At 67.8% G+C, this 11,193-nt stretch carries 10 protein-coding genes; 4 read left to right on the top strand and 6 right to left on the bottom strand.

Features of this window, described 5'->3' with window-relative positions; all coding sequences use genetic code 11:
• Positions 1-33 precede the first annotated feature (33 nt).
• The 3 genes from AC1M0F_RS00870 to AC1M0F_RS00860 all read left to right on the top strand — a co-directional run bounded on the left by AC1M0F_RS00870 (position 34) and on the right by AC1M0F_RS00860 (position 2,231).
• Positions 34-1,230 carry a baeRF2 domain-containing protein gene (locus AC1M0F_RS00870; protein ID WP_480236322.1) on the top strand — a complete coding sequence of 399 codons (1,197 nt, stop codon included), beginning with the start codon at positions 34-36 and terminating at the stop codon, positions 1,228-1,230.
• A 66-nt stretch (positions 1,231-1,296) separates the two neighbouring features.
• Positions 1,297-1,695 carry a DoxX family protein gene (locus AC1M0F_RS00865; protein ID WP_480236321.1) on the top strand — a complete coding sequence of 133 codons (399 nt, stop codon included), beginning with the start codon at positions 1,297-1,299 and terminating at the stop codon, positions 1,693-1,695.
• Between the two features lie 26 nt (positions 1,696-1,721).
• Positions 1,722-2,231, top strand: a complete 510-nt coding sequence (locus AC1M0F_RS00860) for a mycothiol transferase (protein ID WP_480236320.1) — start codon at positions 1,722-1,724, stop codon at positions 2,229-2,231.
• A 4-nt stretch (positions 2,232-2,235) separates the two neighbouring features.
• Here AC1M0F_RS00860 and AC1M0F_RS00855 read toward each other — a convergent pair whose 3' ends face one another.
• The 4 genes from AC1M0F_RS00855 to AC1M0F_RS00840 all read right to left on the bottom strand — a co-directional run bounded on the left by AC1M0F_RS00855 (position 2,236) and on the right by AC1M0F_RS00840 (position 8,012).
• Entirely contained in the window at positions 2,236-3,597 is a 1,362-nt protein-coding gene (locus AC1M0F_RS00855; RefSeq protein ID WP_480236319.1) for a maltokinase N-terminal cap-like domain-containing protein, read from the bottom strand.
• 63 nt (positions 3,598-3,660) lie between these two features.
• On the bottom strand, positions 3,661-4,440 hold the full coding sequence (locus tag AC1M0F_RS00850) for an alpha/beta fold hydrolase (RefSeq protein ID WP_480236318.1): 780 nt from the start codon (positions 4,438-4,440) through the stop codon (positions 3,661-3,663).
• 58 nt (positions 4,441-4,498) lie between these two features.
• Complete coding sequence (locus AC1M0F_RS00845; RefSeq protein ID WP_480236317.1) at positions 4,499-5,377, bottom strand: hypothetical protein; 879 nt, start codon at positions 5,375-5,377, stop codon at positions 4,499-4,501.
• Positions 5,370-8,012 (bottom strand): ATP-binding protein, encoded by a 2,643-nt coding sequence (locus AC1M0F_RS00840; protein WP_480236316.1) that lies wholly within the window; start codon positions 8,010-8,012, stop codon positions 5,370-5,372. The genes AC1M0F_RS00845 and AC1M0F_RS00840 overlap by 8 nt, the downstream gene beginning before the upstream one ends.
• A 159-nt stretch (positions 8,013-8,171) precedes the next feature.
• Here AC1M0F_RS00840 and AC1M0F_RS00835 point away from each other — a divergent pair, with 159 nt between their 5' ends.
• Positions 8,172-9,878: an NAD(P)/FAD-dependent oxidoreductase gene (locus AC1M0F_RS00835; protein WP_480236315.1), complete on the top strand. Its 1,707-nt coding sequence runs from the start codon at positions 8,172-8,174 to the stop codon at positions 9,876-9,878.
• Between the two features lie 18 nt (positions 9,879-9,896).
• Here AC1M0F_RS00835 and AC1M0F_RS00830 read toward each other — a convergent pair whose 3' ends face one another.
• Both AC1M0F_RS00830 and AC1M0F_RS00825 read right to left on the bottom strand, forming a co-directional pair.
• Positions 9,897-10,742: a DUF72 domain-containing protein gene (locus tag AC1M0F_RS00830; protein WP_480236314.1), complete on the bottom strand. Its 846-nt coding sequence runs from the start codon at positions 10,740-10,742 to the stop codon at positions 9,897-9,899.
• Between the two features lie 4 nt (positions 10,743-10,746).
• Positions 10,747-11,184, bottom strand: a complete 438-nt coding sequence (locus AC1M0F_RS00825) for an MSMEG_6728 family protein (protein WP_480236313.1) — start codon at positions 11,182-11,184, stop codon at positions 10,747-10,749.
• Positions 11,185-11,193 lie beyond the last annotated feature (9 nt).

The following is an 11,193-nucleotide window of genomic DNA, read 5'->3' as shown; positions in this document are numbered from 1 at the left end:
GGGTGGAGCTGACGCAGCCTGGAGGGGAACATCATGGCCGATCGACCAGCGCAGGACAACGAGACCACACCCAGGAGCATCCAGACTGAAGAGGCGAGAACCTGGGCAGCACTGTGGCGCCGGGACAGTCGCTCCACCGTCGTGCACGCAGACGCCGCCGCACTCTTCGACGGCTCAGGGCAGGACGCCGAAGCCCGCAGGCAGTCCGTCCAGGACACGCTCGCCGCTGGCGGCGCCCCCGCCGCCGACCGCCGTGTGGTCGACCGGATCCTGTCCGAACCGACCGGTGTCGGTCGGCCGTCCTCCCGGTTCCTCGTCGTGACCGACGGGGAGCCCATCATCGACGAGGTCCTCGCTGGGCCGATGGCATCGGCCGAGATCGTGGCGTACACGGCTGTGCCGAATCTCCTCCCCTTGCTCATCGGTCGCGGGAACGATGCAACCTACCTCATCGCGGAAGCCGGACGTGAGGGCGGCGAGATCCATGTGTTCCGCGCCAGCCAGTCGGCCATGTTGCACCGCACGGACGTTCAGGGCCGCACGGACAGCCTCAACAAGGTGCAGGCGGGCGGGTGGTCGCACAGCCGCTACCAGCACCACTCGGAGGAGATCTGGAAGCAGAACCAGAACCAGCTCGCCGACGCCGTCGACTCCCTCGTGCGGGAGCTCCGCCCGCGGCTCGTCGTCCTTGCCGGGGACCTGCGCGCCGTGCAGCTGCTCGCCGAGGAGCTTTCCCCTGCGGCGAGGGAGATCTCGACGACCGTGTCGTCGCACGTCAGAGCAGCCGGTTCGTCACGGGGTGCCCTGAACGAGCACGTCGCGAAGAAGCTCGACGAGCTGCAGGCTTCGGACGAGGCGGCCGCCGTCGACCGGCTGTCTGCTGGCGACTTCGAGAACGGCGCCGTCGGGGTCGGCGCGGTCATCCACGCCCTTCAGCAGGGTCAGGTGGAGACGATGCTCCTCGATCCCGAAGCGGTGGGCAGTCGGAAGCTCTTCGCGCTCGCATCGGAGCCCTGGGTCGCGTCCGCACCGGAAGAAGCACTCGGAGCCACCGTGCTCGAGTCGGTGCCCGCTGCCGTCGCGCTCGCACGCGCCGCCCTGGTGTCGGACTCCCGGCTGATGTTCGTCGGGCCAGGACGGCTGCCGGAACGCGCGGGGGTCGCGGCCGTCCTTCGCTGGCCGACGGGCCCTGCGATCCCCGGCACGCCGAGGTGGACACAGACCCGGTAGCCCGATCGCACGGCACGCCCGGACACCACCGCGCCGCGGCGGCCACGCATCGCCTACTGTGGCTGGATGAGTACGAAGACGGCTCCCCCGCGTTCCAACACGGCGAGCACGCTGCTCGCCTGTATGTTCGCGGTGACCGGAGCGATTCACTTCCTGCGCCCCGGCGTATTCGATCCGATCGTGCCCCGTCTCCTGCCCGGCTCCAGCCGGTCCTGGACGTATGCATCGGGCCTGGCGGAATGGGCCCTCGCCGGACTGGTGGTCGCCCGTCGCACGAGGAACATTGGCGGTCTGCTCTCCGCGGTCTTCCTCGTCGCGGTGTTCCCGGCCAACATCCGCACGGTGCGCGTGGTGCGCTCCCAGCCGATGGCGGCACGGGTGATCGCCGTGCTCCGCCTGCCGTTGCAGCTCCCGCTCATCGCGCTCGCCTTGCGTGTCGGACGAAGCGGCCCGCCAACCACCTGACATCCATCGACATCCGAGGAGCACACATGACAGGTCCTGAATTGCTGACGGATGCCTTCGCGCGCGTCAGAGAGGGAGTCCACCGTGCCGTCGACGGCTTGGACGCGCGCACACTGATGGCGCGCATCGACCCGGACGCGAACACGATCGCGTGGTTGATCTGGCACCTCACCCGGGTCCAGGACGATCACATCGCAGATCTGGTCGGCACCGACCAGATCTGGCTGTCCGCCGGCTGGGTGGACCGGTTCCGGCTTCCGCTGCCCGCGGCCGACACGGGCTACGGCCACTCGAGCGATGACGTCGCCGCCGTCGTCGTCGAGTCCCCTGACCTGCTGCTCGGCTATTTCGACGAAGTGCACGACAGGACGGCACACTTCCTCTCCGGACTGTCTGACCGCGACTTCGACCGCATCGTCGACGAGAACTGGACGCCGGCTGTCACCCTCGGCGTCCGCCTGGTGAGCGTTCTCGCCGATGACCTCGAGCACGTCGGGCAGGCCGCGTTCGCCCGCGGAGTGCTGCTGCGCCGCTGAGCGGTCAACGCGCGCGGGCGGCCAGCCTGCGGAGGGCGGAGAGCGGAATCGGCAGCCAGTCCGGCCGGTTGCGGGCTTCGTACACGGCCTCGTACACGGCCTTGTCCATCTCGAACGCGTCGAGAAGCTCCCGGTGCGCCCGAAGATCGGTGCCGGACTCCTCGATGTAACCGCTGAGGAAGGCGCGCCTCGACGCACTGGTCCATGCAGATGCCTGCTCCGTGCTTCCGAGCGATCCGGCCACGTAATCGAAGCTGCGGAGCATGCCAGCCACGTCCCTGAGCGCGAAGTCTGGCCGGGACCGTTCGAGCATGGGGCGGAGCGGCTCGCCTTCGAAGTCGAGAAGGATCCAGTGGCCGTCGGCGAGGAGGACCTGCCCGAGGTGGTAGTCACCGTGGATGCGCTGCAGGGCGGGCCACTCGAGGGACCCGACCGTGGCGTAAAGATTCTCGATCACGTCGCGGAGTTCGGCGATGGCCGGGACTTCGTTGATGGCGAGCTGAAGCCGTGACTTCCAGCTTCCGAGCGTTTCGGCGATGTCGGATGGGGTCGGCCCACTGGTGCCGAACGACGTGGCGAGGGTGCGGTGCACCTCGGCCGTGACGACACCGAGGTCGAACGCGCGCTCGGTGAAATCGACCCCGGTTTCTCCGGCGCGCAACGCGAATCGCCAGGCGTCCTCCGCCCCTGCGAGGAATTCCTGGGCGAAGGCGAGGTGGCCGCGGGCGCGGCCTGCCGCCTGCCCGATGTCGTCCCACTCCCCGACGACGCAGCCGATGGAGTGCGGCACGCTCGCGGACCCGGCAGCGGCGATGGCCGACTGGAGCACCACATCGGGGTTGTCACCGTCGTGGAGGGCACGGAACACTTTGCAGATCACCCTGAGGGGTCCTTCCGGTGTCGTCACCCGGTAGATGATCGAGGTGTTCGACTGCTCGCCGGTGAGGACGCGCGCAGCGAGGATAGCCGAGATCTCGAGGGCGCCGAAGGCGCGCCCTGTGGCGTCGGCCCCCTCCGACTCCGCGGTGGCGTTTGCCGTGATCATGCGCAGGAGGGCTTCGGCATATGCCGGATCGTGCGGCCCGTCGTACAGGTAGACGGTCTCGTCCCCTTCAGGGAACCGCCCGATCAGGGCGCCGTCGGCGTCGGGGAGCGGAGTCGTGCGCTCGGTGACCGGTACCTGATAGAGAACAGGTTCAGCGCCGCTGTGGTCCATGATCAGGTGGGTGTGCACACGAGCGTCGTCCGCTGGGATCTGCCAACTGCCGATGAGCTCGAGTTCCGGAAGGCGCCCTTTGCTGGCAAACCAGCGTTGGGAGCCCAGCCAGGGGGCGATGAGGTCGAGGTGACTCGTCAGCAATGACATAGTACGAAGACTATTACGCCCACCCTTCAGACCGGTCCGCCGCCCCGCGGGGTTGACAGCCTTTCACCTGATGAGGAAGTCGGAGATCTCCTTCGCCATGACGGCGGGCTCCCACCCGTGGTTCCTGGCGTCGATCCTGCGCTGGGTGGCATTCGGCAGGGCCGCGACGATCGCGTCTGCTGCGGGCGGGAAGATCGGCTGGGTCTCTTCTCCGACCAGCACGATCACGGGAACGGTGACTCCGGCCCACTGGTCGGAGAACGTGCCCCGTTCGGCCTTCTCCAGCACGGCGGCGTCGTACGCGAGGGTGTGAGCGATCGACAGCAGAGTGGGCCAGGCGGCGCTTTTCCTCGCACCTTCGAACCACTGCGGCGGCATGTCCCTCATGAAGAACGCGACGGTCCCCTCGCGATCGCCGGCGGCGAGGCGTTCCCGGAGTCCGGCCAGATTCTCGGAGCCGTCACTCTCCAGGTCGAGCGGCGGCTCCCAGAGCACGAGCTTCGTCACCCCCGGCAGGGCTGCGGCGGCCCAGAGGCAGAGGACCGCTCCGGACGAACTGCCGTACAGGGCCGCAGAACCTCCGACGACGGCGAGGAGGGCGCCGATGTCCTCCACCTCCCGGTCGACGTCGTACGGCAGGCTGTCTGTGCTCTCTCCACGGCCGCGACGGTCGTAGGTGACGGCGGTGAAACCGGATGCCGCAAGGCGGTGCGCAACCTCGGCGGACCCGGTGTCGAACGCCCGGAACTGATTGGCGCTCCCGACGAGGATGACGGCGGGGCCGGACCCCTCGATGTCGTAAGCGATACGGGTTCCGTCTGCGGATTCCACGAACTCGGTCATCTGCACCCCCGGTGTCGGTGTCTGTGTCGACGTGCGCGATGGCACGGACCACTCGCGTTCACGATTCTGCCGACCCACGCGTTCGGCGAGCGCGGCGCTCGCAAAACAGGTACAGCCAGGCGTACGCGACCAGCGCCAGGACCAGCGTTCCCACCACGGGGACTGTGACGGGGTTCTGCCAGAGAAGCTGGTCCCGGCAGAGGAGAACAGCGAGGTTGAGAAAGACCAGGCTGACCAACTGTGCCTGGAAGATCCATCTGAAGGCGGTCCACCGTGAATCGACCAGCAGCCAGACGTGCACCGTCCCTGGCAGGGTGAGAACCGTTCCGACCACGCGCGCTGTCAACGGCGTGACCTCCCATGCCCACGCTCCGACGGCCACCGTCGGTGCGAGAACCAGCACAAGGCCGGTCACCAGCGACGCCGCTCCGAAAACGGCGAGGAGAATTCGCACCGGCCGGGGAATCGTCGTGTCGACGTCATCCGGCCTCCCGGGGTCCGCGCGCCAGTTGATGATCAGGACGCTGAGCAGGAGGACCGGAGTGACGAGATAGAGCGTCGCCCAGGTGATGAACGAGATGTGGCCGAAGTGAAAACGATCCCAGTGCAGCACCGTGGCGAGCGCGAGGAGCGTGGCGAAGAGCAGCGCTCCGGGAAATCCGTATTTCACGCGGTGCCAGCGTCGCTGCCTGAGGACCTGGATGAAGAACCAGATGCCACCGCTGTATGCCGCTGCCAGAACCATGGCAGTGAGAGGAGGCTGGATGGTCCACGCGAAGAGTCGCTCGGTGTCGGCCGGGAAGAGATAGAGCAGGACGAACGCAGCCGCAAGGAAGGGCAGCACGAGCACGGCGACCGCTCTGGTGAGCGGTCGGATGCCGTCATCACCGCGTGCGGGCCGGGTGCGACCCGGTACGGAGGGATCGGGGTCAGGCATCTGTGAGGTCTCCCTTCAGGGGCTCATCGACGGGAAGTCGAAGGGCTTCTTCGGCCGCCGCCTTCGCAGAGAGTGTGCGTCCGGCAGCACGGGCCTGCTCGAACAGCGCTGCCCGCTCGCTCTCGAGGATCGGTCCGACCCACTGCTGGTGGAACGAGAAGGATGGTGCGTTGTAGAGGCCGGTCTGTTCCCTCAGCCGTTCGGAAGCTCCGAGCAGGCGCCCGGCACGCTCGACGTCGCCCAGGGAGGCCGCTGTCGCCACCATGCCTTCCAGACCGTATGCGATTCCTTCGTCGTGGGCGAGGCTGAGCGACAGGCTCAGGCTTTCATCGAACGATGCCTGCGCGGCTGGAAACGCACCGACGAGAATCTGCGCCCAGCCGAGGTGATGCAGGGCGATGGCCTCGCTGAGTTCGTCCGGCTGCGCCCGGGCGAGGTCGAGGCTGCCCTGGAACCGCTCGAGCGCTCTCTGCACGTCCTGTTGCAGCAGCGCGACCCGGCCGAGGGTGACGAGCGCCATCGCCTCTCCCCAGGTGTCACCGGCGTCCCGGAACAGCGCGAGGCTGGACTCGAGCTGGTCTCCTGCCCCGACCGGGTCCGGAACCGGTGATGTGAGCAAGGCGAGCGCCAGGGAGATGCGGGTCAGCGCCTCACTGGGCAGGTCCCCCGTCCGGCGGAACAGTTCGACACTCTCGATCAGGCCGGGCACCACCTGCCCGTCCGGGTCCTGCCAGAACGTGATCGCACGCGAGTAATACAGCGCCACCGCGCGGCTGAAGTCGGCAAGCGGTGCCCCGGATGAGAGAACGGATTCCATCCAGCGGCGCACCTCCCCGTGGTGGCCATCGATCCACCAGAAGATGTACAGCGTCCACGCGAATTCTGCGGCGCGGTCCCAATCCTCCCGTTCGAGGAAATACCGCTCGGCCGCCCGGAGATTGTCGGTGTCGTCAGCGAGCCGGCGTACCCACTCATGCTGGAGGGGGCCCTCCAGCCTGCTCTCGGCTTCCTGCCCAAGTGCCAGGAAGAAGCTGGCGTGGCGTTCCCGCATCTCCGCCAGGGAGCCGTCGGCGTCCAGCTGCTCGAGCGCGTAGGCGCGCACCGTGGCGAGGACGGTGAAGTACGAGCGGTCGCCGCGGTCCTGCTGGCTGACGAGGCTGCTGTCGATGAGTGCCCCCAGTGCCGTGAGCGTATCCGCCGTGCCGGTGGGGTCGTAGACCGCCTCGCAGGCTTCGAGTGAGAAGCCGCCTTCGAACACGCCGATCGTGGCAAGCAGGGTTTTCTCCGACTCCCCGAGCATCTGCGTGCTCCACTCAATGGTCTTGCGAAGCGTCTGCTGCCGTGCGGGCAGGTCACGCGGACCGTCACCCAGGAACGGCAGCAGACGGTCGAGTCGCTCGAGCATGACCGCTGGCGACAGCACTCGGATCTTCGCTGCCGCGAGCTCCAGCGCGAGGGGCACGCCATCGAGGGCGGTGCAGATCCCGACGATCGCGGCCACGTTGGCCGGTGTCACCTCGAAGTCAGGCTTCACCGCGTGCGCACGCTCGATGAACAGGGCGGCGGCTGGCACTCGTGCCACTGCGTCTGGTGTTGTCTGGACCCCGGCGTCGGGCACCGGCAGGGGTCCGACGGGAAAGCTGTGTTCAACGGACACCCTGAGGAGAGTGCGGCTGGTTACGAGAAGGGTCAGGTCAGGAGAGGTGGACAGCAGTTCGGTCAGCGTGGGTGCTCCACCGACGATCTGCTCGAAGTTGTCGAGTACGAGGAGCATCCGCCGGTCTTTCAGTGCCATGGACAGCTTCTCGATGACGGGGGTGTCACCGATGTCGCGCACGCCGAGAGCCTGCGCGATCGTGTTCGCCACCAGTGTCGGGTCGTGCACAGGCAAGAAGTCGACGAATTGCACGCCGCCTGGAAATGCGTCGCTCACCCTGTCGGCGGCGGCGATGGCCAGCCGGCTCTTGCCGATACCGCCGGGACCGGTGAGGGTGAGCAACCGGGTCGACCTGCTGCGCAGCATCCGTTCGAGAGAATCGAGCTCGCTGTCTCGACCGATCAGTTCGGTCAACGGCGCAGGAAGGACCACAGCGTCGTCAGGACCGAGCACAGCGGGGGGCTCATCGGGCAGCACGACGGCGGGCTCCGCGCGGCTCTGGTCGAACCGCTCCGCCAACAGCGTCGCGAGGTCCGCCTCGAGGAACGCCCTCAGCTCCCTGGGCTCGGTGAAGTACTTGAAGGATGCTGTGTCGTCGGACCGGATGCGGTCGAGCAGTTCGATGAGGCGCGGCTCGCGGCCATCGGCTGTCTCGCGGATGTAGATGAGCTTCGGCATCGCCCGCGGTGAGAGCAGGTACTCGTCGGCGAGGCCGGACACGTCTTCCCCTGGCGCAACCCACCCGTAGCGGTCTCCGTAGAGGCCGACGAAGACATCGCTCTGCTCGAGGTACGAGCGATAGAGGTCGCGCGGCGGGTGCGGTCTGGCGCCGAGCTCGAACATCACCGGCGCCAGGTGCAGCCGTTCGATGGCGGCGCGAGCAGCCTTGCGCTCAGGCGCCAGCTCCTTGAGGGTCGAACTGACGAACACGCGCAGACGCTGATCGGGCGTCCGGATCGCCCGCGACGGAGGTGTCATGATTCGAATTCTGGGCCGATCCGCGCGTCGAGTCCAGCCCCTTCAGTCACTCCGACCGGTGGTGCCGGCCAGCAGCCCGGAGTACACTCGCCCGCAGAAATCGACGCGGCACCACCGCGAGGCACGCGCGGAGCTGGCCGGGACGGGGCGGAGGACGTGATGACGGTCGACAACGGCGGGGCACGGGTGCCGATCATCCTTACCTGCGCGGCGGACGCGGCCATCCGTGACCGGCTCGTCGCCGAGCTCCGCCGTCGCTACGCCACGGACTACCGCATCACGGCATCGGCGAGCGCAGCCGAATCCGCCGGGGCGCTTCGCTCGGCGTCTACAGCAGGCGATCCGGTCGCGCTCCTGCTCTCAGACGACCTCACCGAGGACGAGGACGGCAACACCGTCTTCGACGTCGCCAGGCGGCTGTTCCCCGATGTGCGCCGCGGTCTCGTCATCCGGTGGGGATCCTGGGTCGACTCGTCCATCGCCGAGTCGATCCTCACGGCCATGACGAGAAGCCAGATCGACTACTACGTCATCCTGCCGAGGCGGAGTCCTGACGAATACTTCCACCGCACGGTGACCGAGTTCCTCCTCGAGTGGGAGCGGGCGGCCGCTGATCACCCACCTGACGCCGTGGTCCTCGGGCGTGACGCTCTCCCCCGCGTACACGAAATCCGCCGTTTTCTCTCGCGCGCCGGCATCCGGTTCCGTTACGCCGAACCGGGGTCACCGCTCGCGCGGACCACGGCGGAGGAGACGGGGACGGCCGAGCCGGATGCCCCCGCCGTCCGGCTCACCGATGGCCGGCTCCTCGTCGACCCGGACAATGCCGAGCTGGCCGAGGCGGTCGGGCTCAACACGGTGCTCCCGACAGGCACTGTCGACCTCGCCATCGTCGGCGCGGGCCCAGGCGGACTCGCCGCTGCCGTCTACGCCGCCTCCGAGGGGCTGGACACGCTCGTCCTCGAACGGGAGTCGATCGGCGGGCAGGCAGGTTCCAGCTCTCTCATCCGCAACTATCTGGGATTCTCCCGCGGCGTCTCAGGGGCGGAACTCTCGGAGCGCGCGTACCAGCAGGCCTGGGTGTTCGGTGCCCGGTTCGCCCATACGAGGGCGGTCACCGGAATGCAGATCGACGAGGACGGGTTCCTGCTCGACGTCGGGACGGACACCGTGAGAGCCCGTTCGGTCGTCCTCGCCAGCGGGGTGTCGTACCGTCGACTGGCCATCGCCGGGCTCGACCCGTGGGTGGGTTCGGCCGTGTTCTACGGGGCGTCCGCCGTCGAAGCCAAGGCACAGTCCGGCAGGATCGTCCATGTCGTCGGCGGCGGGAACTCCGCCGGGCAGGCCGCCCTGCACCTGGCCCGCTACGCGGCATCCGTCTCGCTCATCGTTCGCAGCGAGAACCTCGCCGCCAGCATGTCGCAGTACCTCATCGACGAACTCACCGCAGCGGGCGTGACCGTGATCACCCAGGCCAAGGTCGTCGGAGGGGGTGGGGATGGAGACCGGCTCGACCATCTCGTGCTTCGCCATCGGGTCAGCGGCGAGGAGACGACGGTACCGAGCAATGCCCTGTTCATCACCATCGGTGCTGCCCCGCACACCGACTGGGTTCCAGCGGCCGTGCTTCGCGACAACTGGGGATTCGTCTGGACCGGAAGCGACGTTGTGCTCGAGGGCGGCAGGCGGATCTGGTCCCACGAGAGGCCACCTGGGGCTCTTGAGTCGTCCGTCCCCGGCTTCTTCGCCATCGGCGACGTCCGGCGCGGCTCGGTGAAGCGCGTGGCCTCTGCCGTCGGCGAGGGCTCTGTGGTGATCTCTTCTGTGCACGCATTCCTCGCCGAGCGTTCGGCGGCCCGTCGCTGACGTCGGTCGTGTCGAACCTCAGGGGTGTCGCTCCGCAACGAGCTCTCGCAGCCGCATGGCGTCGTACGGCGCGCGCACCTTCACGTCGTTGTCGCAGTACACGTACACATCCCTCGGTCTGCCGTCCGGTATGCCCGCGCCGGTGAGCCAGCCCCCGATCCGATCGGCCCACGTGCGCAGCAAGGCGTCCGGATAGCCGCTGACGTAAAGTTCCTGTGCCCCGTGGAGCCTGACGTAGACGATGTCCGAAGTCACCGTGAAGATCTGCGGAAAGTGCCCGGCGCTGTCCGCAACCACGATCGCGACATCGTTCTCGCGCATCAGGTCGACGAACTCCTGGCATTCGAAGCTCGGATGCCGGACCTCGACTGCATGCCGGAGTGGCCTGTCCGCATCTGTCCGCAGCCACGATCGCCCATCGAGGCGTTCGTCGTGGCCGCGCGCGACCTCGACCGCGGCGGCGGTGGTGCGCGGGAGTGCGTGGAGAAATGACCGCATGAGACCCGCGTCGAATGCGAGGGTCGGTGGAAGCTGCCAGAGAAGCGGACCGAGCATGGGGCCGAGTGCGAGGACCCCTGAGGCGAGGAAGTTCGGCAGAGCCGTCTCGATGTTCTTCAGCCGGAGGATGTGAGTGAGATACCGTCCGCCTTTGACCGCGAAGACGAAGCCATCAGGCACCTCTGCGGCCCAGCGCTGGAAGCTCGCCGGAGTCTGCAGCGCGTAGAAGGAGCCGTTGATCTCGACGGAGTTGAGACGTTCTGCGACGAACGCGAGCTCATCCTTCTGGACGAGGCCCTTCGGGTAGAACACACCCCTCCACGGTTTGTACCTCCAACCGGAGATGCCGATGAAAGCGGTGGCCACGGTTCTACCGGGTCTCCGTCGGCCAGACGTATGGAAGGTCGTGGGGAACTCCGGGGAACAGCCCGCCGTAGTGATCGGGGTCCTTCCGGAGAAGATTCGACCTGTGACTGAGGTGGAGGGCGTGGTTCCCGAGCCAGGGCGGCAGGTCCAGCTCGTCCTGGCCGAGCGTCTCCACCTCCGGAGCGAATTCGAGGATCTGCGGCCGGACCGAGTCGGCGTGACCGCGCTCGATCCAGGCATCCGTCATGTCGAGACCGTACCTCGTCAGTGCGGGGACGTAGCCCCGCCACATCTTCGCCGCCGGGTGGTGGCGCCAGCCGTATGTGGGGATCGTGACGGCTCGCAGGAGTTGCAGCGCCTCGACCCGCTGCTTGCCGAGTCTGGCGCGGTCGAGGACACGGGCGCTGTCGACGAATGACGGATACGGGAGGAAGGTCTGCACAGTGCCAGA

It is taken from the genome of Mycetocola sp. Y719 (assembly GCF_056713205.1).
Note: the sequence above shows the minus strand (reverse complement) of the source record. Positions and strands in the feature narration are given on the sequence as shown.

Excerpts from the sequence above, each read along its gene's own strand:
- AC1M0F_RS00845 (WP_480236317.1), bottom strand. The coding sequence starts at position 5,377 with ATGCCTGACCCCGATCCCTCCGTACCGGGTCGCACCCGGCCCGCACGC.
- AC1M0F_RS00855 (WP_480236319.1), bottom strand. The coding sequence starts at position 3,597 with ATGTCATTGCTGACGAGTCACCTCGACCTCATCGCCCCCTGGCTGGGC.
- AC1M0F_RS00870 (WP_480236322.1), top strand. The coding sequence starts at position 34 with ATGGCCGATCGACCAGCGCAGGACAACGAGACCACACCCAGGAGCATC.
- AC1M0F_RS00835 (WP_480236315.1), top strand. The coding sequence starts at position 8,172 with ATGACGGTCGACAACGGCGGGGCACGGGTGCCGATCATCCTTACCTGC.
- AC1M0F_RS00840 (WP_480236316.1), bottom strand. The coding sequence starts at position 8,012 with ATGACACCTCCGTCGCGGGCGATCCGGACGCCCGATCAGCGTCTGCGC.
- AC1M0F_RS00850 (WP_480236318.1), bottom strand. The coding sequence starts at position 4,440 with ATGACCGAGTTCGTGGAATCCGCAGACGGAACCCGTATCGCTTACGAC.
- AC1M0F_RS00860 (WP_480236320.1), top strand. The coding sequence starts at position 1,722 with ATGACAGGTCCTGAATTGCTGACGGATGCCTTCGCGCGCGTCAGAGAG.
- AC1M0F_RS00865 (WP_480236321.1), top strand. The coding sequence starts at position 1,297 with ATGAGTACGAAGACGGCTCCCCCGCGTTCCAACACGGCGAGCACGCTG.